Origin of the sequence: Thiomonas sp. UBA7699, from assembly GCF_002482605.1 — a bacterium.
Taxonomy (GTDB): domain Bacteria; phylum Pseudomonadota; class Gammaproteobacteria; order Burkholderiales; family Burkholderiaceae_C; genus Thiomonas; species Thiomonas arsenitoxydans.
Window position 1 is genome coordinate 19,096 of the sequence record NZ_DLGH01000001.1, and the last position, 26,911, is coordinate 46,006.

24 protein-coding genes are annotated in these 26,911 nt (G+C 64.9%); 6 read left to right on the forward strand and 18 right to left on the reverse strand.

Going from position 1 to position 26,911, the window contains the following annotated elements; translation table 11 throughout:
• Positions 1–8: 8 nt before the first annotated feature.
• Genes B3H47_RS00110 through B3H47_RS00130 form a run of 5 tightly spaced genes read right to left on the reverse strand, consistent with a single transcriptional unit; the run spans position 9 to position 9,967 of the window.
• Positions 9–1,157, reverse strand: a complete 1,149-nt coding sequence (locus B3H47_RS00110; RefSeq protein ID WP_286985302.1) for a HEAT repeat domain-containing protein — start codon at positions 1,155–1,157, stop codon at positions 9–11.
• Positions 1,154–2,629, reverse strand: a complete 1,476-nt coding sequence (locus B3H47_RS00115) for a hypothetical protein (RefSeq protein ID WP_286985303.1) — start codon at positions 2,627–2,629, stop codon at positions 1,154–1,156. Before B3H47_RS00115 ends, B3H47_RS00110 begins: the two co-directional genes overlap by 4 nt.
• Before the next feature lie 34 nt (positions 2,630–2,663).
• Complete coding sequence (locus B3H47_RS00120) at positions 2,664–3,248, reverse strand: penicillin-binding protein activator LpoB (protein WP_286985304.1); 585 nt, start codon at positions 3,246–3,248, stop codon at positions 2,664–2,666.
• A gap of 37 nt (positions 3,249–3,285) precedes the next feature.
• Complete coding sequence (locus tag B3H47_RS00125; protein ID WP_286985306.1) at positions 3,286–7,038, reverse strand: tetratricopeptide repeat protein; 3,753 nt, start codon at positions 7,036–7,038, stop codon at positions 3,286–3,288.
• 31 nt (positions 7,039–7,069) lie between these two features.
• Positions 7,070–9,967 (reverse strand): bifunctional glycoside hydrolase 114/ polysaccharide deacetylase family protein, encoded by a 2,898-nt coding sequence (locus tag B3H47_RS00130; RefSeq protein WP_286985307.1) that lies wholly within the window; start codon positions 9,965–9,967, stop codon positions 7,070–7,072.
• Positions 9,968–10,147: 180 nt separating this feature from the next.
• Here B3H47_RS00130 and B3H47_RS00135 point away from each other — a divergent pair, with 180 nt between their 5' ends.
• Both B3H47_RS00135 and htpG read left to right on the forward strand, forming a co-directional pair.
• On the forward strand, positions 10,148–11,023 hold the full coding sequence (locus tag B3H47_RS00135) for a TatD family hydrolase (RefSeq protein ID WP_286985308.1): 876 nt from the start codon (positions 10,148–10,150) through the stop codon (positions 11,021–11,023).
• Between the two features lie 60 nt (positions 11,024–11,083).
• The gene (htpG, locus tag B3H47_RS00140; protein WP_286985309.1) at positions 11,084–13,048 is read left to right on the forward strand and encodes a molecular chaperone HtpG; all 1,965 of its coding nucleotides are present in this window, start codon (positions 11,084–11,086) and stop codon (positions 13,046–13,048) included.
• A gap of 50 nt (positions 13,049–13,098) precedes the next feature.
• On the opposite strand, the gene B3H47_RS00145 is transcribed toward htpG, so the two are convergent.
• From B3H47_RS00145 to rpsP, 6 genes are all read right to left on the reverse strand, one after another.
• Positions 13,099–14,073, reverse strand: coding sequence for a CobD/CbiB family protein (locus B3H47_RS00145; protein WP_286985310.1), 975 nt, complete (start codon positions 14,071–14,073; stop codon positions 13,099–13,101).
• 95 nt (positions 14,074–14,168) lie between these two features.
• Positions 14,169–14,879, reverse strand: a complete 711-nt coding sequence (locus B3H47_RS00150) for an NUDIX hydrolase (protein WP_286985311.1) — start codon at positions 14,877–14,879, stop codon at positions 14,169–14,171.
• Between the two features lie 92 nt (positions 14,880–14,971).
• Entirely contained in the window at positions 14,972–15,376 is a 405-nt protein-coding gene (gene rplS, locus B3H47_RS00155) for a 50S ribosomal protein L19 (RefSeq protein WP_013105313.1), read from the reverse strand.
• A gap of 110 nt (positions 15,377–15,486) precedes the next feature.
• Complete coding sequence (gene trmD, locus B3H47_RS00160; RefSeq protein ID WP_286985313.1) at positions 15,487–16,254, reverse strand: tRNA (guanosine(37)-N1)-methyltransferase TrmD; 768 nt, start codon at positions 16,252–16,254, stop codon at positions 15,487–15,489.
• Positions 16,255–16,262: 8 nt separating this feature from the next.
• The gene (gene rimM, locus B3H47_RS00165; RefSeq protein ID WP_286985315.1) at positions 16,263–16,805 is read right to left on the reverse strand and encodes a ribosome maturation factor RimM; all 543 of its coding nucleotides are present in this window, start codon (positions 16,803–16,805) and stop codon (positions 16,263–16,265) included.
• 93 nt (positions 16,806–16,898) lie between these two features.
• Positions 16,899–17,147 carry a 30S ribosomal protein S16 gene (rpsP, locus tag B3H47_RS00170; protein ID WP_013105316.1) on the reverse strand — a complete coding sequence of 83 codons (249 nt, stop codon included), beginning with the start codon at positions 17,145–17,147 and terminating at the stop codon, positions 16,899–16,901.
• Between the two features lie 243 nt (positions 17,148–17,390).
• On the opposite strand from rpsP, the gene B3H47_RS00175 reads away from it, so the two are divergent.
• Entirely contained in the window at positions 17,391–17,918 is a 528-nt protein-coding gene (locus tag B3H47_RS00175; RefSeq protein ID WP_286985316.1) for a GNAT family N-acetyltransferase, read from the forward strand.
• A gap of 9 nt (positions 17,919–17,927) precedes the next feature.
• Positions 17,928–18,356 (forward strand): TM2 domain-containing protein, encoded by a 429-nt coding sequence (locus B3H47_RS00180; protein ID WP_276727304.1) that lies wholly within the window; start codon positions 17,928–17,930, stop codon positions 18,354–18,356.
• A 4-nt stretch (positions 18,357–18,360) separates the two neighbouring features.
• Here the strand turns inward: B3H47_RS00180 and B3H47_RS00185 are convergent, their stop codons facing one another.
• The gene (locus tag B3H47_RS00185; RefSeq protein WP_286985319.1) at positions 18,361–19,050 is read right to left on the reverse strand and encodes a TetR/AcrR family transcriptional regulator; all 690 of its coding nucleotides are present in this window, start codon (positions 19,048–19,050) and stop codon (positions 18,361–18,363) included.
• A gap of 17 nt (positions 19,051–19,067) precedes the next feature.
• On the opposite strand from B3H47_RS00185, the gene B3H47_RS00190 reads away from it, so the two are divergent.
• Positions 19,068–19,589 carry a hypothetical protein gene (locus B3H47_RS00190; protein ID WP_286985320.1) on the forward strand — a complete coding sequence of 174 codons (522 nt, stop codon included), beginning with the start codon at positions 19,068–19,070 and terminating at the stop codon, positions 19,587–19,589.
• 57 nt (positions 19,590–19,646) lie between these two features.
• Here B3H47_RS00190 and folK read toward each other — a convergent pair whose 3' ends face one another.
• The 5 genes from folK to B3H47_RS00215 are packed head-to-tail and all read right to left on the reverse strand — an operon-like array spanning position 19,647 to position 24,106.
• Entirely contained in the window at positions 19,647–20,153 is a 507-nt protein-coding gene (gene folK / locus B3H47_RS00195; RefSeq protein WP_286985322.1) for a 2-amino-4-hydroxy-6-hydroxymethyldihydropteridine diphosphokinase, read from the reverse strand.
• Positions 20,154–20,159: 6 nt separating this feature from the next.
• Entirely contained in the window at positions 20,160–21,596 is a 1,437-nt protein-coding gene (gene pcnB / locus B3H47_RS00200) for a polynucleotide adenylyltransferase PcnB (protein ID WP_286985323.1), read from the reverse strand.
• On the reverse strand, positions 21,593–22,264 hold the full coding sequence (locus tag B3H47_RS00205) for an HAD family hydrolase (protein WP_286985325.1): 672 nt from the start codon (positions 22,262–22,264) through the stop codon (positions 21,593–21,595). The genes pcnB and B3H47_RS00205 overlap by 4 nt, the downstream gene beginning before the upstream one ends.
• Positions 22,265–22,291: 27 nt before the next feature.
• The gene (gene hda / locus B3H47_RS00210) at positions 22,292–23,044 is read right to left on the reverse strand and encodes a DnaA regulatory inactivator Hda (RefSeq protein WP_286985327.1); all 753 of its coding nucleotides are present in this window, start codon (positions 23,042–23,044) and stop codon (positions 22,292–22,294) included.
• A gap of 3 nt (positions 23,045–23,047) precedes the next feature.
• A complete protein-coding gene (locus B3H47_RS00215) occupies positions 23,048–24,106 on the reverse strand; it encodes an AI-2E family transporter (protein ID WP_286985328.1) in 1,059 nt (352 codons plus the stop codon).
• 155 nt (positions 24,107–24,261) lie between these two features.
• Here B3H47_RS00215 and purM point away from each other — a divergent pair, with 155 nt between their 5' ends.
• Positions 24,262–25,305: a phosphoribosylformylglycinamidine cyclo-ligase gene (purM, locus tag B3H47_RS00220; RefSeq protein ID WP_286985329.1), complete on the forward strand. Its 1,044-nt coding sequence runs from the start codon at positions 24,262–24,264 to the stop codon at positions 25,303–25,305.
• A gap of 8 nt (positions 25,306–25,313) precedes the next feature.
• Here the strand turns inward: purM and B3H47_RS00225 are convergent, their stop codons facing one another.
• Positions 25,314–26,831, reverse strand: a complete 1,518-nt coding sequence (locus tag B3H47_RS00225) for an AMP nucleosidase (protein WP_286985330.1) — start codon at positions 26,829–26,831, stop codon at positions 25,314–25,316.
• Positions 26,832–26,911 lie beyond the last annotated feature (80 nt).

Below are 26,911 nucleotides of genomic sequence, written 5' to 3' on the forward strand. Positions count from 1 at the left end.
GGAGAAGATCAGCTCAGCAGCAGGCGGTCGGCATCGCTCAGCGGGCCGGGCGCCGGGGTGGGCTCGGCAGGGCGCGGCGTACTTCCAGGGCGCTGCACGGCGGGTGTGTCGGAGATGACCGGCTCGCTTCGAGTCGGGGTTTCGGTCTGCCAGACCCGCACCACGGGACGCAGCCGGGGGGCCACCTGCCGAGTGCCCAGCGGTTGCAGCACGCCGGTGATGCGGCCGAATCGCCGCTCGATCCATTCCAGCTCCGCGGCGTAAGGGCGCCACAGCGTCGGGCTGGCGCCTTCCGAGGCGAGATGTTCGAGCACCTCGCGGGCCGCATCGGTCTTGCCCGCGGCCAGAGACAGGCGCAGGAACATCATCTGCAGGCCGGTGTCTTGCGGCAGCGCGTCGCGGGCGATCGTGCAGTAGTGCAAGGCCTGCTGCAAGGCGAAGTCGCGCAGGTCGCCTTGGGCCAGGCCCTGATAGATGAACTCCATCTGCAACTCGGCCACGCGCTGCGCTGCACGCGCCAGTGCCGCTCCGCTGGGCGCGGTGTGGCGCACGACTTCGACTTCGCGCAGGGCGTCCTGCAGACTGTCGGTCAGTCGCTGCTCCCAGGTGTTGCTGATGCCGTAGGCCAGCAGGCGGATTTCTTCATCGGGGTCGGAGAGCAGCTTGCGCAGCACCGGCAGGGTCATGCGCGGCGACATTTCGCGCAGCGCCAGCACGGCGCGAATGCGCTGGGTCTGCGGCTGGCTCTGGTCGCGGGCAATACGGGCGGTCTGGCCGGCGGGCAAGTCGCGGCGCTGGTCGTCGTCGATATGCGAGACGGAGAACACCTGCAGCGACGGCGCTTCGCGCAGGTGCTCGGTGGCCTGGTGGCGCATGGGCAGCCATTGCGCCAGCCGCGCGGCGATCAGCAGGCCGAACACGCCGACGACCGGAAAGAAAAACGCCAGCAAGGTCAAAAGGGTGAGCGACAGCCGCTTGGGTTTGCGCAGTTCGGCGGGCAGCAGCGTCCACAGCAGCAGCCCGACCAGCACCGCTGCCGCACCATGCACCGCCCAGAACAGCAGCAGGTCCGTGTCGTCGCGGCTGACCAGCAGCCAGGCCGCCACCGTCTCCAGCAGGACGATGAGCGAGCCGAGCTTGTAGAACAGGGGATTCATGAGGTCTTGGTTTCCGCGGCGGCGCTGCTCAGCAGGCGGCGCAACTCCAGGAAGCTGGGGGCGCCCGAGACTTCGAGAAAATCCAGATCGAAGGCCTGATCGGGGCGCTGGTTGCTGCGGCTGAGAATCTGCACGAGCTGGCTCGCCATGTCGCGGCGGTAATTCGCCAGCCCGCCGGAACTCAACAAGGGCAGCAGCACGATCAGCGCGGGTTTGCCGCCCCGGCCCTTGAGCGTCCAGGTGGAGCTCTCCACCGGCTGCAGACCGGCGAACTCGGCCAGCGCGTCGTCGCTCACACGGCCTTGCCCGCTCCACACTGCGCAGTAGCTGCGCAGTTTGAAGTTCTGCCCCAGCTCGCTGAGCTGCGCCCACTCTTGCTGCAGGCCGATGGGCGCCTGCACCCAGGCCGAGCGCACATCTTCCACGCTGAGTTCGAGCTGGCTGAAATCGAGATAGGACGCGCACAGCACCTGCAGGCGCTGCAGATTGTTTTCCTCGAACGACATGAAGGGCATGGTATGCACCGCCAGCAGGGCATCGACCTCGTCGTATTCGTCCAGCCGCAGCGGGGCGGCGAATACCCAGGGGTTGCTGCCGTCGGTTTCGTTCAGATGCGCTTGGGCGATGTGCACCGACTGATGCGTCTCCAGAATGCGGTTGATCAGTACCTCGCCGGGATCGAGCGGGGGCAGGGTTTGGCCCAGCGAGGCGGCCAGCCGCCATTGCAGCCCCAGCGGGCCGATTTCGCGCACAAAGATGCCCGCCTCGACCAGGCGGCACGACTGGCTGAGCAGCTGCAGAAAGGCGCGCGGGTCGGGCAGGGGCGCGGGCGTCGGCAGGCCGGGGGTGGCTGCAGGGGCGGCCAGCGCCGGACGGTTGCCCTGGAAGGTGAAGGTGCGGCGCAGGTCGAGCAGGGCGTCGCGCAGGGTCATGGGACGGTCGGTGAGCTCCTGCTCCAGGGTGGACAGTGCTTCCTTGATGACGAACAGGCGGCGCTTGGTGCGCTCCAGCCGCGCCGTCAGGTCTTTGGTGACTTCGCGGTGCAGCACCTGCCGGTTGCGGAAGGCCGCGCCGAACTCGCCCAGAATCAGGGTCATCAGCATGCCGCCGAGAAAGAACTCGGCCGGAAATTCCGCGGCGGGGGCGTTATGGAACAGCGCAGGGGAGAACTTCCAGAACGCCGCGTAAAACCCCACGCCGAACAGCCCATACCCGGCGCCGTAGCGCACCGCGATCAGCCAGGGGCCGAACCAGGCCCAGGGAAAACCGGCGTGAGCGCCCAGCGGATCATCCGGTCTGAGCTTGGCGCCCAGCCACAGCACCAGCACCGGCAGCAGCACGGCTTCGAACATCGCCATCAGCCGCCCCGACTGCGTATTCGGCCGCCAGTAGCGCAGCCATTGCCAGCGCATGCGCGCCGACTCGCTGCGCATGCGGCGGCTGACGCGGGTGGAGAGATTGTCGAGTTTCATGCGGCGGTAAGAGAGGCGCTGGGCGCTGAGCGCTTCAGGGCTTGGCGGCGGTTTTTTCGACCGAGGCCGTCACGCGGATGCCGCGCAGCAGCGCTTCGATCTGCGACTGCCCGACCGCGGCCAGCGCCTGATAGCCCCAGCCCGAGCGGCCGCCGCTGGCGCTCCAGACCACCTGGCCTGTCGGCACATCGGTGACCTGCAGCGTGATGCCCACCGCGGGCTCGCTGTCCACCCCGGTTTTGTAACGCCATTCGGTGACCGTGCCGGAGAGCGCATAGCGTGCGCCTTGCTGCTTGGCCCAGGCCAGCGCCTGCGCTGTGGTCACCGCGGGCTCGGCCTCCAGCGGGTTGTCGGTGGATTTCTGCGGATAGACCACCACGTCGCGCAAGCCCTTTTGCTGCAGCAGCGAGACGGTGATGGCCTGCGCCCGGCGCTCGACCAGCGGCACATCGGTGGCGTTGGCCAGCGGCAGCACGGCGAACTTGGCATCCGCTGGCACGCTGAGCGACTGGCCGGGCAGGGCGGTGACGGCGCAGCCTGCGAGCAGCATCACGGCGGCGCCGGCCAGACCGAGCGCGGCGCGGCGGGCGGGGGAGTGTGGAGTGGGGGATGGGGACATGGAACTCTCCTGCTTCATCGGGGTGAAAAGAACGCGGTCATCGACCGAACCACAAACGGTACTGCAGACTCCACTGCCGGTTCAGGCCCGAGGTGTTCTGCTGGCGCTGGTAACTCAAAGACAGTTGATCGGGCCCGAACACCGGGCCGTGCAGCCCCAGGTTCAGGTTATTGGTCAGCCCCAACCGGCGTGATTGCAGCACATCGACCTCGGCATAGGGCATCCAGCGGCGGGTGTAGGTGTCGCTGTGCGCCATATTGAAGCCGAAACCCAGGCCGTACACATCGTCACCGGCCGGGATGAAAAACGCGGCATTGGGCGCGGCGCCGCCCGGCACCAGCGGCGCGTAGTCGGGCAGCGGCGGCCCGGCGTTGGCGCTGAATTGATTGGAATAGCCCAGCAGTTTCACACTGAGATCGGGCTCGCTGCGGCGAAACCAAAAGCCCAATTCGAATTGCGTGCTCGCGCCATGCCCCAGCGGATTGCCGCGGCGGGTGTCATACGACATCACCGCCGTGCTGACATTGGCCCACACCCGCCCGAAATCGCGCGACAGTCGCAGCGCCAACCGGTCGCGCGCGCCTGCGATCTGCAGCGGGCCGGATTCATCGGCCACGGCGTTGTGTTCCGCTTCAAGCTGCGCCCGTACTTGACCCGGAAGCTGCGTGCCGCCCTCGATGCGCCAGCCACTCAAGCGACCCACGGCGGTGTTGTGGGTGAGCGCGGCGCCGAGTTGCGAACGCTCGCCCTGCCACTGCAGGCCCAGCTCTGCGTCGCTCCAGGTGGACGGCACGCCGACCAGTGCCGCGGTGTTGTTGCTGTGCATGGACTGGCGGCTGGCCTGCGCCTGCAGCCGCCACTGCCCACCGAGTTGCAGCGCCAGCCGCAGCACCGGCCCCTGGCGGATCACGTTGTCGATCTGGCGATGCTCCAGCGTAACGGTGGCGCGGTGCGCCAGCGCCAGTTGCTGCTCGGCGGTCTGCCGGGCCAGGGCTTGCAGCGCCGGGTTGTCCTGGCCGCGCTCGGCGGCCGTCTCCAGCACTTTTTCGGCGGTGGCCAGGGCCTGCAGCGGCCGACCGGCAACGCGCTCGGCCTCCGCCCGGTCTTGCGGCAGCAGATGGCGGGCGGCGCCTTGTTGAAACAGCCGATTGACAGCCTCGCGGTCGCCCGCGCGCAGCGCCATCTGCAGCTCGATGGATTGCCGCGCTGCCGGAGTGAGCACGCGCCGCGCCAGCCACCAGCGGGCAGCCGAATTCGTGTCCAGGCGCAGCAGCCAGTCGGCAATCGCGGCGTTGGCCTGCAGGGTTTGCGGGCCGGTCAGATCGCCGCTGCGCAGCTTGTCGCGCAACTGCCCGAGCAGCGCTTGTTGATCCGCGCCATCGAGCCGGGCGTGACTCAGGCGCAGGCGGGCGAGCAGTGCGTTCAGTTCCTGGTCGGTGGTTTTGCCGACAGATTTTTTCCCGCTCGCGGCGGCTTTTTGCAGCAGCGCCCACGACTGGTTATAGGCCGCCTGCGCGCGGCGGCTGTCACCGGCCTGCGCCAGCAGATCACCGTAGTTGAGCAGCCAGAGCGCATCGGTCTTTTTACGGGGGTAGAGCTGTTGACCGTAGCGCACGGCGGCGGCGTTATCGCCCAGGGTTTGCGCCGCGGCGGAAAGCACGTCGAGGCCATCGGGCAGGCCTTGCAGGCTGCGGCTGTAGAGCGCCACGTCTTGCCGCAGGGCGTCGAGCTGGTTGACGTCGATCAGCATCCACAGCAGGGCGATCTGGTTATCGGTATTGCCGGGCGAAAGACGCAGGGCCTCATGCAGATCGGCCAGCGCCCGGTCGGTACGGCCCAGCGCGCGCCAGACCTGCGCGCGTGCGGCGTACATCTGCGGCTGCTGGCGCAGCGGCGCGCCCGCGGCACTGCCCAGCACGACGCGTTCCCACTCGGCGATGCCTTGGGCGCTGGGCTGACGCACCAGCGATTGCAGCCACAACAGCGCCAGCGCCTCCGACGGGGCCTTGGCCCAGGCCTGCGGCAGCAGACGCAGCGCGGCGGCGTCGCCCTGCGATTTTTGCGTGAGGATGATGAAGCGTTGCAGCTGATAGGGCTTGATGCGGTCGCGCAGTTGCGGGCTGTTCCAGATGCTGCCGTAGGCGCTTTGCGCGCTGCGTTGTTCGCCCATGTCCCAGGCGATGTCGCCCAGCAGCCCCTGGTGCGCAGCGAGCAAATCGACATCGTTGCAAGGCGGGGTTTTCGCGGCGGCGCTGCCATCGGTGATGACGGCAGCAGCGGGCGCGTTGTGGCAGGGCGTGTCATCCGAGAGTTGCTGCGTTTGCTCAAGCGTCTGCCGGGCCTGCTCGAACTGCCCGTTTTGCAGCAGGGCGATGGCGTAGTCGATACTGCCGCGCAGGCTAAGCGCCCCGCGCTTCAGCGCCTCGGCGTACGTCGCCAGCGAAGTGTCCACCTCGCCCATATTGCCCAGCAGCCAAGCCAGGGAGGTGAGCACCTCGGGCTGCTTGACCGCGGCTTGGCGAAGAATGCTCACCGCTTTTTCAGGATGGCCGCGCACCTCCAGCGCCTGGGCGTATTGCAGCCACTCATCGGCGGTCAGCGAGGTGTGCGCAGCGCGCTGTTCCCAATAGGCGTCCAGGCCGCTGCTCGAATGCAGCGCGAGCGCCAGCCGACGCAGTTCGTCGAGCGCGTGGCGGGTGAACTCGGCGCGCAACAGGGCGATCCACTGCTGCATGGCGGCATCGGGCTGGCCGCTCCACTCCAGCACCTGGGCGCGGCGTTCGGCCCAAGTGCGGCTGCCCGGCTGCTGCGCCAACGCGGCATCGGCGATGTGCACCGCGCCGCGCAGATCGCCCCCGGCCAGCAGCACTTGCCAGGCCAGTTCGCGCTGCGCCGGGGTGAGGGCCTTGCCCAGCGCGGCGGCGGGCAGGTCGAGATCGACGGCTTTGCGCAGCCAGTCACCCGCCTCGGCGGGCTTGGCGCCCAGTGCCAGCTTCACCATGAACCACGCCATCTGCGGCGCAACCGCGCCTTTGCCGAGCGCCGCAGCGGTCTGGCGATAGGCCTGTTTCGGATCGCCGGAGGCCAGCAGAGCGCGGGCGGCCTGCTCGATGAGTTGCTCGCGCTCGGCCTCAGTCACCCGGGTCTTGGCGGTGGCGAACAAGACCTGCGCAGCCAGTGGCTCGGCGTGCACGCCCACCAGCAGACGCGCAGCCTGCAGTGCGGCGGCTGGCGGCAGCGGCAGAAAGCGGGTCACCATGCCGGTGAGCCGCTGCACGGCTTGCGGCTCGTCGAGGCCTTGCAGCAGCATCAGGGTGTCGCGCCATTCGTTGAAGTTGGCGGGTTGGGTGCGCTGCAGCAGTGCGGAGAGGGCCTGCCGGGCCTGCGCCTCTTCCGTGGCGTGCCCCAGGGCGCGGGCATCGAACCAGCGGGCCTTCCAGATTTGCAGCCGAAGGGCGTCGGCCTGCGGGGTGTGCACCGAACGCAGGGTGTCTAGGGCTTGTTGCGATTTGCCGATGTGCACATAGCGCTGCGCCAGCATCAGGCGCAGGTCGATATTGCCGCCGCGCAGATCGACCAGATGGCGCAGGTAGTCGATGGCCAGCCCGTCGTCGGCGCTGGTGCTCAGCAGCCGCATCAGGTTCTGCCCCGGATAGACCAGCGCCAGCGTACCGGCGCACAACAGCCCCAGCCCCAGTAAGGCGCCACGCGGAAATAGACGACTGCGCTGCGGATCGTCTGGAGAGATGTGCAGCGGGTCGCGGGTGGCGGGGCGGGTTTTTTCCAGCATTGAGGCAGATTGTCGGTCAGCGCGCGGTCGGTCAGGCCCGCTTCAGCGTGAGATCGACGGTGGCGCCACTGCTGCTGACCCGCACCCCTGCGGCCGCTTGCTCGACTTTCGCCCCTTTGGCCGCCTGCACGCTCCAGCCGGAGGGCAGTTGAAACAGGGCTTCGACGGGCAGATGTCCTTGCAGGCTGATTTGTACGCTGCGGTCGTTTTGCACGGCCCATCGGGTGACGTCGGCATTGGCCTCGATCAGACGCGGGACAACCGCGGCTGGGGGCTGACCCGCGGCTTGGCTACGCAGCACGGCCTGTCCAGCCGTCGCGTGCAGATAACGCTGCTGTCCATGCTCGTTCCAGCCGACGATGTTCTGGCAGTTGGCCAGTGCGGGCGTGGCGGCGGTGACGGGCTGGGTCCATTGGCGCATTTCTGCCCCGCTGCGCAGGCGCCAGCCACCGGCCAGCAGCCGGGCCACCGTCGCTTGCCGCCAGTCGTTCACGCTGCGGAAGTATTGGTGGCCGTAAATCGCATGCAACGGTTGTTTGAGCACCCATTGATAGACCGTATGCAGACTTTTCGCCCCTGCCGCCTTGGTCACGATGTAGGGGTGGTAATACAGGTCGATGGGCTTGATGCGGCGCGGCGAGTCGGTCATCTGATAGCTCTCGACCACGCGCTCGAAGCCGAAATAAGGCCCCTGCCAGTTATGCGTAAAAACCTCCTCGTTCGACTGCGCGGCATAGACCTGAAAATACTTGCCCTTGGGAATGCCCATGGGCCAGACATCAGACAGCGTGGGCCGGGTCTTGCTGATGGGGGCGCCGCCGCCGTTGATATTGCCAAGCCCGGTTTCATAGGCCATGGCCACGGCCTCATCGGGCGGATTGCAGTCGCCAGGCCAGAGAATCATGTTGCATTTCTTACCGGGCGGGCAGAGCTTGTCGTCGATGTATTGCGCGGCGCCGACCACATTGCTCTTGGTGCTGAAGGTGTAGTTGGGCAGCGGCAGGTAATTGCCGTAAGGGAAGTTTTTGGTTTCCTTGCCGCGGCTATGGGTCTCGCTCGCTGCAACCCAGTTGAACGGGTGCGACCAAGTGTGGCTGCCGACTTCCACCCAAGGCAAGGCGTACATGCGCTTGGCCCATTTCTGCGACTGGTCGGCCAGTTTGGGATACAGCCCGTCGTGGCTGATCTCGCCGATGATCACCGAGGCCAGGGTGGGCACCTTGTACTTTTCGAGGAATTCGCTCACCAGCACTTCGCAGGCCAGCGGCGAGCCGGGCTGGTCGCAGGCGTTCGGCCAACCGTCGCCGTCGAAGTGCACGAAAAACGCCCGTCGCCCGGTGCGGGTGGTGATGTCGGGCATGGGGTCTGCGCCCACGCGCAGCGCCGCGCGGAAAAACTCGATCGGCTCGACCGACCAGCGCGTACCGGTGTTGCCCGGTAGATTGAACACGCCGAACCCGCCCAGCGCATATCCGCCCCAAGGCGTGATGGCGGCGCCGTCCATGCTCCGGCCATCGCCGCCGGTGGCGCGCAGCCAGACCTCCGATCCGGCACTGGCGGTCAGTTGCACCGTGTCTTGCGGGCTGATGAGTGGTATGACTTCGCCGTTGGGCGTGCCGGGCTGGCGCTGTACCTTGATCGGCGCGTTCAGCGGCTCCCCGACGTGTTCGCCAAGATCGTCGAGCACATCGAGATCGGCGTAGCCCAGCACGGCCACGGGCACGCCTTCGGCCTTGGCGCGCTTGAGCAAGGCGCGGATGTCTGCGGGCACCTTGCCGTCATCGGGGTAGAGCACCACGGCGGCGTAGCGGCCCGCCAGCGGTTCGGTGATGGCGGGGGCGCCGACATAGCGATATTCCGGAACCAGGCCGAGATATTCCAGCGGCATGGCGCCGTAAAGGTGCGCGCTCTGCGCCTGCAGCTCCGGGCTGTCGCCCTGTTCGCAGGAATGCAGCAGCAGCACGCGGCGCGGCACCAGCTCGACTGTGCCCACACCCAGGCTTTCCAGCGTGGGGTCGGCCACCCAGGGAATGAGCCCTTGCGCGGCGATTTGCTGCGCCGTCTGCCGGGCAGCAGCGCGGTCTTGCGGGGCGCAATAGTCGATGGCAATGCCCGGCAGCTTGAACCGGCTGCGCATGTCGCCAAAGCGGGCGAGCAGCCATTCGCGGTCGTCGGCCTTCACTTCGACATAGGTGGTTTCGGCTTGATTCCAGCCGCGATAGAGCGATTCGGCGGCCACGGCCAGAATGCTCGGCGCCAGGGTGGCATCGACCAGTTCGAAGCCGCGGTTGAGCATCAGGCGGATGCCCGGATAGGCGGCAACCAGGCCGCGCAGGGTTTCCGCCAGCGCCTTGGCCTGTTGTTGCTGCGCCTGCGGGCTTTTAGCCAGCAGTTGATAGGAGTCGAGGGTGTCGAGGAAAAAGGCGCGAAAGCCCGCGTCCCACAGCGGTTTGACGATGCGTTCGCGCAGAAATTGCGGCCAGCCGGCGGCGGTCTGGTCGATCACCTTCGAACCCCAGGCGGCGTTCGACGTCGGCAGCCAAGCCTTGGGCATGTCGGCGTAGTAGGGCCGATCCGCAGTGACTTCGCCCACCGAGACATAGGCCAGCGCCAGGGTGTGCGGCCCCAGCGCGGAGACCATTTTTGTATCTTGCGCCAGGGCATGCTGCGGTTCGAGCACCACCCAGTCGAAGGCGCGCAGATCGTCCACCGGAATGCGGGCGCCGTAGTAAAAAGCGACTGCGGGCGGCGTGGTGTTGCCGCCCTGCAGGCAGTCGGGGCAATTTCCGCAAGTGCAGGCGGCGTTCTGGGCCAGGGCTCGGCCGGCAGTGGCGCCGAGCAAGCCCAAGCCCAACAGACTTCTGCGGCCCAAAGGGTTGGCAAGCAGGCGGCTCTGCGCAAGAGATTGGAGAAATTGGCGGCGTTGCATGAGGAATTTCAGGGTGGACGACACACGTTCAAAGCGCGCCTTGAAGTGAACCGTTCTGTGATCTATACGGACTATGTCCGCAATTTTCCATGAGTTTTGGGAGCGCTTATAGGGTTTGCCTGGGGATTTGGCCTGGAACTGTGATTTTTTACGCTTACGGCATAGTTTGGAGGAGTTTTGATGGCGGCGTTCCCCATGCAGACGATGGGCTGGATCGATACCCACGCCCATCTCGATGCCGCCGAGTTTGGCGGACGGGCGCGGGAGGTGGCTGCTCATGCCCGGCAGGCGGGGGTGGTGGGCGGGGTGATTCCGGCCGTCGAGCGCAGCAATTTCGACACGGTGCGTGAGCTTGCCCAGACCTGCGGGTGGGCCTACGCCCTGGGCATTCATCCGCTCTATGTCGACCGGGCGCAAGAGGCCGATCTGGAGGCGCTGCGGCACAGCGTGGGCGAGGCGTTGGTCGATCCGCGTTTTGTCGGTCTGGGCGAGATCGGGCTGGATTTTTTCGTCCCCGGACTCGACCTCGAAAAACAGCAGCGTTTCTATCAGGCGCAGTTGCGTATCGCCCGCGACTTTGATTTGCCGGTGATTCTGCATGTGCGCAAATCGCAAGACGCCTTGCTCGCCGGACTGCGCCGCGCGGGCTTCGGGGCAGGACGGCCCGCAGGCATCGCCCATGCCTTCAACGGCAGCCTGCAGCAGGCGCAGGGCTTCATCAATTTGGGTTTTTCGCTGGGATTCGGCGGCGCCATGACTTTCGAGCGCGCGCTCAACATCCGCCGTCTGGCGGCCGAGGTGCCCGAGACCGCGCCGGTGCTCGAAACCGATGCGCCCGATATCCCGCCGGTCTGGCTTTACCGTCCGCGCGAGGCGCGCGACGATGCGCCCCCGACCCCCAACTCGCCCGAACAGTTGCCCCGCATCGCGCAAACCCTGGCCATGCTGCGCGGCTGGTCGCCGGAACAAACGGCCCGGCAGACCACGGCCAACGCCCTGCGCGCCTTGCCGCGCTTAGGCGGTGCGTTGAACCTCGAGATCGAATCTGGGGCTTGATTTTTGAAGTCTTGACCGTATCTGCCTGCAGGTTTTTTCTTTTCTTTTTCCGCACGCACCATGAGCACTGAACAAACTAATCCAACCCCTGCTGCCGCGCATACCCACGCCTTTCAGGCTGAAGTGCGGCAACTGCTGCACCTCGTCACCCATTCGCTCTATTCCAACCGCGACATCTTTCTGCGTGAACTGATTTCCAACGCCTCCGACGCCTGCGACAAACTGCGCTTTCAGGCCATCGACGACGCCTCGTTGATGGAGGGCGACGCCGATCTGCGCATCCGCATCGCGGTGGACGCCGAGCAGCGCACGCTCACCATCAGCGACAACGGCGTCGGCCTGAGCCTGGAAGAAGCGGTCGAGCATCTGGGCACCATCGCCAAGTCGGGCACGCGCGAGTTCATGCAGAAACTCGGCGACAAACAGAAGCCCGATGCGGCGCTGATCGGACAGTTCGGCGTGGGTTTCTACTCCGGCTTCATGGTGGCCGAGCGCATCACCGTCGAGTCGCGCCGGGCCGGCATGACGCAGGCCGAGGGCGTGCGCTGGGAGTCCGACGGCACGGGCGAGTTCACGGTGGAAACCATCACCCGCGCCAAGCGCGGCACCGATGTCATCCTGCACCTGCGCGCCGATGCCGACGACACGCCGCACGAGGACAAGATCGACAAATACCTGCGGGTGTGGACGCTCAAAGACCTCATCGGCAAATACTCCGACCATATCTCCCTGCCTATCGAAATGCGCAAGGAGAAGTGGGACGCCGAGCAGAGCAAATACGTCGCCACCGACGAGTGGGAGCAAATCAACAGCGCTGCGGCGCTGTGGACGCGCAGCAAGTCCGAGATCACCGAAGAACAATATCTCGAGTTCTACAAACAACTCAGCGGCGACAGTCAGCCGCCGCTGCGCTGGACGCATAACCGCGTTGAAGGCCGCAGCGAATACACCCAGTTGCTCTACATCCCGGCCAAGGCGCCGATGGACTTGTGGGACCGGCAGCAGAAAGCCGGGGTCAAGCTGTATGTCAAGCGCGTATTCATCACCGATGACGCCGAAAGTCTGATGCCCACCTACCTGCGCTTCGTGCGCGGGGTGATTGACAGCGCCGATCTGCCGCTGAATGTGTCGCGTGAAATGCTGCAGGAAAGCCGCGATGTGCGCGCCATCCGTGAAGGCTCGGTCAAGCGCGTGTTGTCCATGCTCGAAGACCTGGCAGGCAGTGAAGACCAGGCCGAGCGCGATAAATACGCCGCGTTCTGGGCCGAGTTCGGCGCGGTGCTCAAGGAAGGCTTCGGCGAAGATTTCAGCAACCGCGAGCGCCTGGCAAAGCTGTTGCGCGCAGCCTCCACGCACAGTGAGGATGATGCGCCGAGCGTGTCACTGGCCGACTATGTCGCGCGGATGAAAGAGGGCCAGAAAGCCATCTACTACATCACCGCCGAGACGCCGAAAATCGCCCGCTCCAGCCCGCAGCTCGAAATTTTCCGCAAAAAGGGCATCGAGGTGCTGCTGCTCACCGACCGGGTGGACGAATGGATGTTGGGCTTCCTCAATGAGTTCGACGGCAAGCCGCTGCAATCGGTAGCGCGCGGGGCCGTCGATCTCAGCGACATCAAGGGCGCAGAGGACAAGGCCGATGAGGCCAAGGACGACAAAGAGCCGTCTGCCGATCATCAGGCCCTGATCGAGCGCTTCAAGCAGGCTTTGGGCGAGCGGGTGAAAGAGGTGCGCATTTCCAAGCGGCTGGTCGATTCTCCGGCCTGTCTGGTCGCCGCCGACGATGGCATGAGCGCGCATCTGGCGCGCTTGCTCAAGCAGGCCGGGCGCGACGAAATGCCGTCGACCCAACCGGTGCTGGAGATCAATCCGGCGCATGTGCTGGTCAAGCGCGTGGCGACTGACGAGGCCCATGCCGACGATCTGGCTCAGGTGGTGTTCGATCAGGCCTTGCTGGCCGAAGGAGGCCAACTCGACGATCCGGCGGCTTATGTTCGCCGGGTCAACGCTTTGCTGGCGGGCTGAGCGCGTCCCCGCGGGCTAGTCGTACCCAGGCCCAGGGGCTCAGCTTGGTTTCAGCTCACCCAGCTGACCACGCTGAGCATGGCCAGCAGCAGCATCCACAGCAGCACCGAGCGCCACACCAGCCCCACCACATTGCGTAAATGCGCGGGCTGGGGAATGGCGCCGGGCATCGTGGCTGCAAGGCCGCTCATGCCCAGATCGCCGTTCTCACCTTCCTGGGTCCAGCCGGGCTCTGTCGGGGCGGCGGGCGTGGCAGCGGCTGTTGCTCCGAGCCGAATGCCTACTGCGCCCGCGGCAGAGGCCAGCATCACCCCGGTATTGCGGTTGGCCCAGAGCTGCGAATAGCCGCGCCAGACATCGACGGCATCCTCGAAATTGCCGACGATGGCGTAACCGCTGGCGGTCAGGCGGGCGGGCGCCCAGTCGAGCAGGTCGAAGGCTTTTTGCGAAAAGCTCTGCAGCGCAGGGCTGGCTTCGCTGTCGGTCTGATTCCATTTGCCCGCTACATAGTCGCTAAGGCGATATAGCACGGCGCCCGCCGGGCCGATGGGCAGAATGAACCAAAAGAACACGCCCAGCACATAGCGTTGCACCGACACCAGGGCATGTTCGATGGTCTGCTGGGTGACATCACTGGTGCTCATGTCCACGGTATCGAGCGCTTTCCACTGTTTGAGCAGGCTGCGCGCGGTGGCGGCATCGTTGTGATTGAGCGCGTCCTGGATATCAGTGAAGTAGTGGCTGAACTGGCGAAAACCGAGGGTGAAATACAGCACCGCCACATTCCACGCCAGGGCCAGCAGCAGGCTGTAGTGCAGCGCGACGAGATAAATCGCCAGTGTGATTAAGGCGGGCAGCAACACGGCGATGAACCAGGCCGCGACGCCGTGATGCGGCCGTCCCGCATCGAAGTTGCGCGCGGCAATATCAGCCAGACTCTGGCGCAGCCGGTACACGGCGCTGCCGCGCCCCAGGGGTTTGAGTTGCTCGACAAGCAGGGCGATCAGAACGGAGAGAAAAGCCATGCATCTATCCTAAGGCAACCCTGAACAAGCCTTTTGCGCCTCGCAGCTTCGTTGGGCCGTGTCGTTGGGCCGTGCGGGAAGGGCTGGGCTTGGCCTTACGCAACCAGCAAGCGGTACAAATTGCGCAGCATGGCGGCCGTCGCGCCCCAGATGACGTAGCGCTGCCCGTTTGCGACATAGGGCATGACCAGAAAGCGGCGCCGCACGGCAACAGGGTTGGGCGCAACATCGTTGCCCGGCCTCCATTCCCGAAGCTCGTGATGCCGGGGGTTCATCAGGAAGGCCAGCGGTACTTCGAAGACCTCGCTGACCTCGTCGGGTTGAGGCTGCAGGTTTTCAGCGGCGGGAATGAGCGCCACCACGGGGGTGACGGCGTAACGCGATGCAGTGCAATACAGCGGCAGCGTGCCGAGCACTTCGGCCCCCGCCGGGCGCAGGCCGATTTCCTCATGGGCCTCGCGTAGTGCGGTGGCGGCAGGATGAATGTCCTGGCGGTCGCAGCGCCCACCGGGGAAACTGATCTGGCCGGCATGTTCGTGCAGGTGGAGATTGCGGCGGGTGAGCAGCACCTGCAGGCCTTCGGCGCGCGGTACCAATGCAATCAGAACGGCGGCGCCTCGCAGCGCTTGGGAACTCAGGCGTAGTGAATCTTCAAACAGCTCCGGTGTCCACGCGGTGGGTGAGGCAAAGCGGCGCCGCAGCCAATCCGGCTCAAGCCTCTCCGGGGCGACGGCGGGCAGACCGTCATCGCGGCCGATCAGGTCAGCGCTTTCGGGGTCGATGGGCGTGAGGCGAAGAGTGGACACGTTTGATGTAGCAAACAAAAAAGCCGACGTGCAGTGCAAGTCGGCTTCGGCGGTGATCCGGCTGGGCCGGCATGACCAGGGACAAACGCTGATTAGGCCTCTGCAGTTGCGTTTGCCTGAGCCGCGGCGGCAGACTTGAGCACCAGTTTTTCCTTGATGCGTGCGGACTTGCCGGAACGGCTGCGCAGGTAGTACAGCTTGGCGCGGCGCACATCACCCCGACGCTTGACTTCGATCGACGCGATCTGCGGCGAATAAAGCTGGAACGTACGCTCCACGCCTTCGCCGGCCGAGATTTTGCGCACGATGAAGCTGGAATTCAGCCCACGATTACGCTTGGCGATCACCACGCCCTCGTAGGCCTGGTTACGTTTGCGGTTGCCTTCAACCACCTTGACGGACACGATGACGGTGTCGCCCGGGTTGAACTGCGGAAAAGTTTTGCCAGCGCTGACGCGGGCGATTTCTTCCTGCTCCAGAGTTGCGATCAGATTCATTTCATGCTCTCCAATGATCTTGCCGTGCCGGTGTGGGTCAGTTGTCGTTGCCGCAGCGCTGATGATGCACTAACAAGTGCAGTCAGCCTGGCGGCTAGGCCAGCAGAGGATCAAACCTGAAGAGTATACCCCAGAGCAGCCAGAAATCTCAGATCTTTCTGGCTCAACTGGTCGGCAGCCTGCATCTGCGCGATCAGGTCAGGGCGCCGCTGCAAGGTCAGGCGCAAAGACTGTTCCCTGCGCCATTGAGCGATGCGGGCATGATCGCCGCTGAGCAGGGCTTCGGGCACGCCGTGGCCCTGATAGTGCTCGGGTCGTGTGTAATGCGGGCAGTCGAGCAGACCGTTCGAAAAACTGTCCTGCTGGGCTGAATCGGCACTGCCCAGCACGCCTGGCAGCAATCGGCAGACGGCATCGAGCAGCGCCAGGGCCGGAATCTCACCGCCCGACAGCACGAAGTCGCCCAGGCTGATCTCCGCGTCCACCCGGCGGTCGATCAGGCGTTGATCCACACCTTCGTAGCGGGCGCAAAGCAAGGTCACGCCACCGGATTGGGCCAGGTTTTCCACGAGTCGCTGATCGATGCGCCGTCCGGTTGGCGAAAACAGCCAAACCGGGGCTTGCGGATGAGATGCAAGACGCCGGTCGTCGGCGATGGCGTCTAGCGCTTGTTCCAGCGGCTCGGCCAGCATGACCATGCCGGGGCCGCCGCCGTAGGGACGGTCATCGATGGTTCGGTGCGCATCGGTGGTGAAATCGCGCGGATTCCAGCATTGCAGTTGCAACTGTCCCGAGTCGAAGGCGCGGCGCGATACGCCGTGGTACTTCAGCGGCTCGAAATAGGCGGGAAACAGGCTGATGACATCAAAGCGCAGCATGGGACGGGTCAGTCGTAACTGGCGTCCCACAGGGCGATGATGGTCTTCGCGGGCAGATCGACCGACACGATGTAAGCCTCGACGAAGGGAATCAGCCGTTCGCGCGGTTTGGCGTCCGCGCTGGCCTGCGGAATCTGCACGCGCAAAACGGCGTGGGCGGCGCTTTCCATCAAGCCAATGACGCGGCCGAGATCGGCCCCTTCCGGGCTGCGTACCTCGCAGCCGATCAGGTCGGCCCAATAGAACTCGCCCTCGTCAGGCGGGGGAAAGTCGGCCCGTCGTACGGCGATCTGACGCCCGCGCAGCGCTTCGGCGCCGCTACGGTCTTCCGGTCCTTCGAGCAGTGCGACCAGGGCGCTGCCGTGACGCCGAACCAGACGTACCGCAATCGGCGTGGGCTCGTTTTCAAAGCCTGGACGGCTGAGCCACCAGGTCTTGGATTTGAGCAACGCGGTCGCTTGCGGGGCGTCCGGGGCGACCTTCACCCAGCCGCGCACGCCCCAGGCGTCGAGGATATGCCCCACGAGGTAAAGGTCGTCTGGAGTGGCCACGATACAAGCCGGTGCGCGGATGAAAAATGCAAGTAAAAAGCGGGACGACTTTTCAGCCGACCCGCTGCAGGCAAAACCCGTCAGGCTGACCGGTCAAGCAGACTTCTGCGCGGTTTTCACCAGGCGCTGCACGGTGGGGGAGACCTGTGCGCCCACGCTGGTCCAGTGGTTCAGACGCTCGGTCGCAATGTGCAGGGGCACTTCGGCGCCACGGGCAACCGGGTTGTAATAACCCAGGCGCTCGATGTAGCGACCATCACGACGGCTACGTGAATCGGTGGCGACGATGTGGTAGAAGGGGTGTGCCTTGGCACCGGCACGGGTCAGACGGATCACAACCATTTTGCTTCCTTGTCAAAAAATGAGAGCCTACGAAGGGGTCGTGGGCCATGTGTTTGGGCATCGCTTGGGTCAAGCGCTGGCAACCAACCGCGTGGAACCAGGCTTTCTGGGTAGGTGCCTTGCAGCAAATACCGGTGTTGTAGGGCAGCCGTCCGTCGGACGAGTATTGCCTTCAAAAACTTGGGGCGCGGCGCTCGAATAAACTCGCCATTATAAACATGCTCATCTCCCGTAATGCACTTCATGCCTGAATTCACCATTCGCGCCGCCGCTGCGGCAGATGTACCCGCTGTCACCGCCATTTATGGACACCATGTTCTGTATGGCACAGGCACCTTCGAAACCCTGGCGCCTGACGAGGCCGAGATGCTGCGCCGTCTGCAGGAAGTGCAGTCGCGCGGGCTGCCTTGGCTGGTCGCCGTGCGCGGTCAGGAGATCATCGGCTACGCCTATGCCAACTGGTTCCGGGCGCGCGAGGCTTTCCGGTTTACGGTCGAAGACTCCATCTACATTGCCCCGAACGGCTTGCGTCAGGGGGTTGGCGGCCAGTTGCTTGATGCCTTGATCGACACATGTACCCGAAGCGGGATGCGGCAGATGCTGGCTGTCATCGGAGATTCCGCAAACGCCGGTTCAATCGGTCTGCACCGGGCGCGCGGGTTCGAGGAACTGGGACGTATGCCGGCAGTCGGCTGGAAATTTGATCGCTGGCTCGATGTCGTGTTCATGCAACGCGCGCTGGGTGCGGGCGCCGAAACCTCTCCGATTTGACGGCCCGCCATGACTGCTCAGACCGGGTTCAAAAATAAATTCACCGCCGCTTTACTGGCTCTGCTGACCGGCGTGCTTGGCGGTCACCGCTTTTACCTGCGCGGCTTGCGAGATCCGTGGGCCTGGCTGCACGGCCCCTTGTTTCTGTTGGGTTTGCTTGGGGTTTGGCGCTTTGTCGCCCATCGTCAAGATGACCCGCTGACTTGGGCCTTGCTGGCGGTTTTTGTTGCCGTGGTGATCGCTGTGGTGGTGCAGACCCTGGTGATCGGCCTCACTCCGGACGCCAAATGGGATGCGCGCTGGAACGCGGCGGCTGACCGTCGCAGTCAGAACGGCTGGGGCCCGGTGCTGATCGTGATCTTTGCGCTGTTCATGAGCGTGGGTTCGCTAACCGGTGGGCTCGCCTATGTGCTGCAGCGATTTTTTGGCGGCAGTTGAGCTCTCACCCCGCTGTGGGGGGATCAGACGTGGCCGATGTCGGTAGCCCCGCGCCGGCCAATCCAAGCACGGCTTGGATGCGATCTTCCACATTGGCTTCCGCTCCCAGCTGGCCGTCGATGATGAGCATTGCCAAGCCATGTGTAATCGACCACAAATACAGCGCGGCGTCAGGTACTTTCTCGGGGGGCAAGCGCAGGCTCAACCCGGCGCTGAGCTTGTCATAGGTTAGCTGCCTGAGTTGCCTGATCGGCCCAGAGGCGTTTGAGGCCAAGCGAAACCCTTCGCCAAACATGAGTCGATACAGATTGGGGTTTGTGCAGGCAAAACGAATATAGGCCGTGCCAGTCTCGCGCATGCGACCTTTGGCGTTGGTTGGCGCTTCTTTGAGTTGATGCGCAAACTCGGTAAACCCTTGCTCCACGAGAGCAAGCGTGAGGGCATCGAGATTGGCGAAATGGTGATAGACCGAAGGTGCGGCCACGCCCACGCGACGCGCAATCTCGCGAACACTCAGTGACGCCGGACCTGACTCTTCCAGCAGCACTCGTGCGCTGGCCAATAGCGCGGCTCGCAAGTCGCCGTGGTGATAAGAGCGGGCTGGCTTGGAATACGGACGTGTCACATCACTGCTATCTTTACTTGTAATACTAACGTCGTTAGGATTTGTGGCGCCCATGATGCTTGCCTTCATTTTCTGGATGCCCTGCCATGAATTACCTTCAGCACATACCGACCTATGTCTATGTCGTTTTCATCGTATTGATGTGGATGGGTGTTGCCCGCTGCTATCCCCGCAGCATTCGGGTCGAGCGCTTGACACTCATGCCGATGCTCATCGTCATTCTGGCTGTGCGCGCTTACCTGCAATTGTTTCCTCAACCCGGCCTGATTGACCTGGCTGCTTGCATTTTGGGTACGGCTGTTGGCATTCGGATTGGCTGGCAGCACGCTCGGGGCTGGGTGGTGCAAGTGAATCTGGAGACGCGGCGGCTTGCCGTGCCCGGCGACATCCTGATGTTGGGCATTATTTTCGGGGCATTTGTGTTCGAGTTCGCGCTGCATTTTGGAATTGCGACGCACGCGGCGTGGATTGAGTTGCTGGTTGCGCAACCAGGGGCCGCATTCATCTGGGCATGGTTAGCCGGTATGACTGTGGGGCGCAATGTCAACTTGGGTCTGCGTTATCGTGCCGCCGTGCAGTCGGCTGCAAAATTGTCGGAGGTTCATTGACCATTGCTGCTCGATTTCGCGAAACGAAATGGGGTCTGACCTGCGCCTGAACCTATCTCACAGCGGCCCGAGTTTTTCGATCGCCTGACCTTCGGCGACGCGCTGTTCGGCCAGTTCGGCGACGCGCGTGCCGTCGATGCGGCCTTCCAGCCAGATTTCGGCCAGCGGGGCCAGTACGAAGGCGCGCTGTGCCATACGGGGATGGGGCAAGGTCAGACGTTCGCTTTGGCGTTGCAGACTGCCGTAGAGCAGAAGGTCGAGATCGAGGGTGCGCGGGGCGTTGATTTCGCCGCTGGGACGCTGGCGGCCGAGGTCGGATTCGATGCGCAGCAGGGCGTCGAGCAAGGCGTCGGGCGATAGGGCGGTGCGCGCCAGAATGACGGCATTCCAGTAGTCGGGGCCGCTGGCGTGTTGCGGGGCGGTGCGGTAGAGGCTGGAGCGGGCGGCGACGCGCGTCAGCGGCAGGGCATCGATGGCTTGCACCGCAGCACGCAGGGTGGCTGCGCCGTCGCCCAGATTGGCGCCAAGGGCGACGAACGCTTCGACGTCATCGGCGCAGGACATCGCGTTTCACTCGGAACTGTCGTTGCTGGCGCCGTCGGCAGGGTTCGCATCAGACGGTTTTTTGCGCCGCCGCCTCCGCCGGGGTTTGCTGGCTGCGCTGGGCTGCGGCGCGGTGGCGAGCATGTCGGCACGGCCCTCGGCGTCGGCGAACTGGAAAGCCTCCCACCATTGCACCAACTCCGTCTCGGCTTGGCCGCTGCGCGCGCGCAGGCTGAGAAAATCGTAGGCGGCGCGAAATCGCGGGTGTTCGACCAGACTGTTGGCGTAGCGCGGGGTGCGGCGTTCGAAGCGCGATTGCAGCGACCAGATTTCGCGCATGTCGGTGGCGATGCGCCGCTGGATGGCCAGGCGCTCGGCCTGCGCGGCCAGCACTTCGTCAGCGGCCTGATCGAGCGCCATGAGGGGGGCGATGCCTTCGGCCAGCAACGCGTTCCAGCGTTGCTCCACGTCATGCCAAAGCAGGCAGGCGAAGAGGAAGCTGGGGCTGGCGGTCTTGCCTTGGGCGATGCGCTCGTCGGTGTCTTGCAGCGCATTGGTGATGAAGCGCTCGCCCTCGGGTTTTTCCAGCGCGGGATCGAGCAGCGGCAGCAGGCCGTGATGCAGGCCCAGGCGGCGCAGTTGTTGCAGCGAGGCGACCGCATGGCCGGTCTGCAGCAGCTTGATGGTCTCGTCGAACAGGCGAGCGGCCGGCACATTGGCGAGCAAATCGGCGCTGGGGCCGATGGGCGCGAGCGTGGCCGGGTCGATATCGAAGCCGAGTTTGGCGGCGAAGCGGGCGATGCGCAGCATGCGCACCGGGTCTTCGCGGTAGCGGGCGGCGGGGTCGCCGATCATGCGCAGGCGCCGCTCTTTGAGGTCTTTCATGCCCCGGTGGTAGTCGACCACCACGTCGCGGATCGGGTCGTAATAGAGCGCGTTGACGGTGAAGTCGCGGCGCTCGGCATCGTCGTCGAGCGTGCCCCAGACGTTGTCGCGCAGCACGCGGCCGCTGCTGTCTACCGCCAGGGTCTTGTCGGCCAGGGCGCGGCGCGAGGTGCGCTCGTTGCCGTCCACAGACTCGGCGGCCAGCGCATCGTGCAGGGCACGGTAGGTGGAGACCTCGATGATGTCGCGGCCATACATGACGTGCACGATGCGAAAGCGTCGGCCGATGATGAAAGCGCGCTTGAACAGCGGTTTGACCTGCTCGGGAGTGGCATTGGTGGCGACGTCGAAGTCTTTGGGCTTGAGGCCCAGCAGCAGGTCGCGCACCGCGCCGCCGACGATGTAGGCCTCGAAGCCCGCCTGCTGCAGGGTCTGCACGGTGTTGCGGGCGTTCTGCGAAAGGCGGCTGGCGTCGATCTGGTGCTGGGCGCGGGGCAGGTCGCGGCGTTGGCCACGGTTTTGCGGGTTGGTTTCGGCTTTGTTCGCGGTGAACAGGCGGCTGATGAATTTGCGGATCATGTCAACAACTGAAGTGTGGGCCAGCCTTTTTCCTGGGCGACTGCGGCCAGCAAGGGGTCTGGATGGACGACCACGGGGTGGGTGGCGTGTTCGAGCAGAGGGCGATCATTGATGGAGTCGCTGTAGAACCAGATCTGGTCGAAGTCACCCCAGCCCAGTCCTTGCGCGGCCAGCCATTGTTCGGTGCGAACGATCTTGCCTTCGCGGAACGACGGAACGCCCACCCAGTTGCCGGTGTAGCGGCCCTGGCCGTCGCGTTCGAGTTCGACGCCGATGAGGTGCTCGACGCCGAAGGCGTCGGCGATGGGGCGGGTGACGAAGGTATTGGTTGCAGTGACGATGCAGCACAGATCGCCTGCGGCTTTGTGACGGTCGACCAGTTGCTGCGCGGCCGGTTGCATTTGCGGCTGCACGACGTCGCGCATGAAACCGGCATGCGCGGCGTGCAGTTCGTCGAGGTCGCGCCCGGCAATCGGCTGCAGGGCGAAACGCAGATAGGCGGCGAGATCGAGGGTGCCGGCCTTGTATTGCCGATAGAACGCCTCGTTCTGCTGGCGGTGTTGCTCGGCATCGACCCAGCCCAGCTCGGCAACGTACTGCCCGAAGGCGTGGTCGGAGTCGAAAGGAATCAGCGTGTTGTCGAGATCGAAGAGGGCGAGCTTGCGCATGGAGTGTGAAGGCTGGGTCTGTAGGGATCAGCCTGAAACGGATTCGGGCGACGCCGCGTGCAGCAATTGCGGCTGCGCGGCCAGCAGCGATTTGAGCAGAGGCACGGTGGCCGGTCGCTGCGCTGCCAAAGCATAGCGGTCAAACGCGGCCATCAGTACGCCCAGTTGCGACAGGTCGCGGCTGAGGTGGGTCAGCATGTAGTGCAGCAATTCGGGACTGAGTGAGTAGCCGCGTTCGTGCGCCAGGCGCTGAAGCACGCGGGCGCGCACGGCGTCGTCGGGCGCTTGCAGGCGCAGCGCCAGTCCCCAGCTCAGGCGGGTGCGCAGGTCGGTGCGCAGGGGCAACGCGGCTGGGGCGGCGTTGCCGCAGGCGAGAAAGGCGAGCTCGGCCGAGCGGGCGGCGTTGTATAGACCGAACAGCCAGTCCTGCTGCCAGTCGGAAAGCTGCTGCGCGTCGTCCACCGCCAGCAGGCCGCCGGCTTGTTGGGCGAGCAGATCGGTGACATCCGGCCAGGCCGATGCGGAGGTTTGCGGGGTGAGCAGCAGCGCCCAACGTCCTTGTTTTTGGAGCTCGTGGCAGGCGGCCCACAGCAGGTGGCTTTTGCCGCTGCCGGTCTCGCCCCAGAGATACAGCGCATTGTGGCGGCGCTGTTGCAGCAGATCATGCAGCGCTTGCAGCGCTAGCGCATTTTCGGGCTGAACGCCGGGATCGAAATTCTCGAAGCTGCGCTCATCCTGCCATTCCAGCGGCAGAATCTGCTGGCGCGTAGTTTGCAGCATGGGTCAGACGAACAGCGCGCTCTGCCGGTACCAGGCCAGCAGGCGGCGCACCACGACCAGCAGCACGGCGCCCGCGGGCAGGGCCAGCAAAATGCCCCAGAAGCCGAAAAGGGTGCCGAAGGCCAGCAGAATGAAAATGACCAGCAGGGGATGCAGACCAATGCTCTCGCCGACGAACTTCGGGGTGATGTACATGCTTTCGATCAACTGGCCGATGCCATACACGATGGCCACGGCAATCACGCCGTACCAGCTCAGAAATTGCAGCGCCCCGGCCAGCAGTGCTAGCAGCAGGCCCAGGCCGAAGCCTACATAAGGGACGAATACCGCCAGCCCGGTGAAGATGCCCACGGGCAGGGCCAGATTGAACCCGGCAATCACCAGGCCGAGGGAGTAATAAAACGCCAGAATCAGCATGACCAGCAACTGTCCGCGCAGATACTGGCCGAGGATGACGTCGCAGTCGTGAAAAAAACTCAGCACGGCGTCGCGGTGTTTGGGGGGGATCAGACCACGAATTCGCACCAGCGTTGGCGTCCAGTCGAGCAGCAGATAAAAGGCCACGACCGGAATCAGCGTCAGATTGCCCAACAGAACCAGCAGGCCTATGCCGCCAGTGCTGGCTGAGCGCAGCAGCAGCCCGGCCCAGTCTTCTCCGTGCGCGGACAGGTATTTGGACAGGGTCTGCTGCACGCTGGCGGTATCGAACTTCACATGAATGTCGAATCGCGCGAGCAGCGGGGTGCCCCAGTTGATGATGGTCTGGAGCAGCAGCGGGAATTTTTCGCGGATCAAGGGCACGATTTCCGTGACCACAGGCACCAGCAAGAGAAAAAGGCCGACGAAAAGACCGATGGCCACGATAATCGCCACCGCTGCGCCCAGCGCACGCGGAATGCGTCGCCGTTTGAGTCGCTCGACCAGCGGGTGCAGCACGTAAGCCAGCGTCAGCCCGACGAGAAAGGGCATCAGGATGCTGCCGAGCAGCCAGATCAGCCAGAGCGCGACAAGGCCGATGCCCAGCCAGATGAGGGCATTCTTGACGGGAGGGGTCAGGAGCATGGGGGCGGTCGGGGCGTCGGGGGGAAAGGCTTGCGCAACGGCGCCAGCTTCGGAGCGAAGCAGCAGGCGCGGGCGCGCTCTCGATAAAATCTTCGCCTTGGCATTTTATGCGGGGCGGGTGCTGCGCTCCCGTTCCTCTTCCTCTGCTGCCCATCATGCAAAAAACTCCCCTGACTTATCGCGACGCCGGTGTGGATATCGACGCTGGAGATGCGCTGGTCGATGCGATCAAGCCCCTGGCCCGGCGCACGCTGCGCGACGGCGTGCTGGCGGGTATCGGCGGTTTCGGGGCGTTGTTCGAGGTGCCCAAGCGCTATCGCGAGCCGGTGCTGGTGTCGGGCACGGATGGCGTGGGCACCAAGCTCAAACTCGCGTTCGAGTGGAACCGACACGACACGGTGGGTATCGATCTGGTGGCGATGAGCGTCAACGATGTGCTGGTTCAGGGGGCCGAGCCGTTGTTCTTTCTCGACTATTTTGCCTGCGGCAAGCTGGCGGTGCAGACCGCCACGCAAGTGATCGGCGGTGTGGCGCAGGGGTGCGAGCAGGCCGGTTGTGCGCTCATCGGCGGCGAGACCGCGGAAATGCCTGGAATGTATCCGGCGGGCGAATATGACCTGGCGGGTTTTGCCGTGGGCGCGGTGGAGAAGAGCGGCATTATCGACGGCCGCAGCATCGCGGCGGGCGACCGGGTCATTGGCCTGGCGTCGAGCGGCGCGCATTCCAACGGCTATTCGCTGGTGCGCAAGATCATCGCTCGCAGCGGGCCGGACGAGCTGCCGACGACACTGGACGGACAGGATTTCCGCAGCGCGGTGATGGCGCCGACGCGCATTTACTGCAAACCGGTGCTGAAGGCGCTGGCGCAGCACACCATCAAGGGCATGGCCCATATCACCGGCGGGGGTTTGAGCGAAAACATTCCGCGCGTGCTGCCCGAAAATGTGCAATGCGTGCTCGACCCTTCTACCTGGGGCCAGACCGAGCTGTTTGCCTGGCTGCAACGCGAAGGCGGCGTGGATGACGCCGAAATGCGCCGCACCTTCAATTGCGGCGTGGGCTTCGTCCTGGTGGTGGCCGCGGCCGAGGCCGAGGCCGTACTCGCCACTCTGCGCGCTGAAGGTGAGACCGGCTGGATCATCGGGGAGATTCAGCCGCGTCCTCATGCCGATGCGCATCAGGTGCGCTATACCGGCTGAGCCCGGTTTTACTGAAACGCGACTTCATCGAAACTGCGCAGCTTGCGGCTGTGCAGACGCCCCATGGTTTGCTGACGCAGCCGCGCGATGGCGCGCAGGCCGATTCGTAGATGCTGCTCGACTTGCTGGCGATAAAACTGGTCGGCCATACCCGGAAGCTTGAGCTCGCCATGCAGCGGCTTGTCGCTCACACACAGCAAGGTGCCGTAGGGCACGCGGAAGCGAAAACCGTTGGCGGCCACCGTGGCGCTTTCCATGTCGAGCGCAATCGCCCGGCTCTGGCTGAAGCGCCGATCGGGGCCGGGGTAGGGCAGTAGTTCCCAGTTGCGGTTGTCGGTGCTGGCCACCGTCCCGGTGCGCAGCACGCGCTTGAGTTCGTAGCCGTGCAACTGGGTGATGTCGGCCACGGCGCCTTCGAGCGCCTGCTGCACCTCGGCCAGCGGCGGAATGGGCACCCACAGCGGCAGTTCCTCGTCGAGCACGTGGTCTTCGCGCACATAGCCATGCGCCAGCACGTAGTCGCCCAGGCGCTGCGAGTTGCGCAGTCCGGCGCAGTGGCCGAGCATGATCCAGGCGTGCGGCCGCAGCACGGCGATGTGGTCGGTGATGTTTTTTGCATTGGCCGGGCCGACGCCGATATTGACCAGGGTGATGCCGCCGTGACCCGGCAGGATGAGGTGATACGCCGGCATCTGCGGCAGTCGGGTGGAGGCTTGTCCCTCGGTTCGCGCCGCGCCCTGGGCGGTGGCCCGGTGGGTGATGACGTTGCCGGGTTCGACGAAGGCGGTGTAGGGCGCGTCGTCGTCGGTCGCAGACGCGGCGGGCTGGTTCATCAGAGCATGCGCCATGCGCACGAACTCATCGACGTAGAACTGGTAGTTGGTGAACAGCACGAAGTTCTGGAAGTGTTCGGGCGCGGTACCGGTGTAGTGCTGCAGGCGGTGCAGCGAGTAGTCGATGCGCGGCGCGGTAAACAAGGCCAGCGACATGGGCTGGTCGTTTGGCGTGTCGTGGGTGCCGTTGGCAATGCCGTCGTCCATCGCGGCCAGATCGGGCAGATCGAAAATATCGCGCAGTTGCTGGCGCTGCTCGACGCTGAGATGGCCTTCGACATGCGCCTGACCGGCAAAGCTGAAATGCAGTGGAACTGGCTGTTCACCCACCCCTATTTCAAGCGCAACGCCGTGGTTGGTCAGCAGCAACTGGAACTGGGCGAGCAGATAGTCGGCGAACAGATCCGGCCGGGTGAGGGTGGTTTCGTAAACGCCGGGAGCGGCAACAAACCCGTAGGCCAGACGCGAGTCAGGGTGCGCGACGCTGTCGATGCGTACCCGCACCACCGGATAGCAAGCCCGCACGCGGCCGGGCGGCAGGGTTCCCGCGATGAACTCGGCCAGCTTGTCGCGCAGATGGGTGACGGCGGCGGTATAGAGGGCCTGCACCTGATCGAGCGCGGCTTGCGCATCGGTGAAGACGGCGCTGGCGGTCGGGGCGGGGCAATGCAGGGCGTGAGGGCGGTGCGACATGTTGCGGGCTGATGGCGAGAGATGGCGAGAGGTGGCGGAACGATGGCCAGTATTGTCTACCCGGAGTTTTTCACATCACC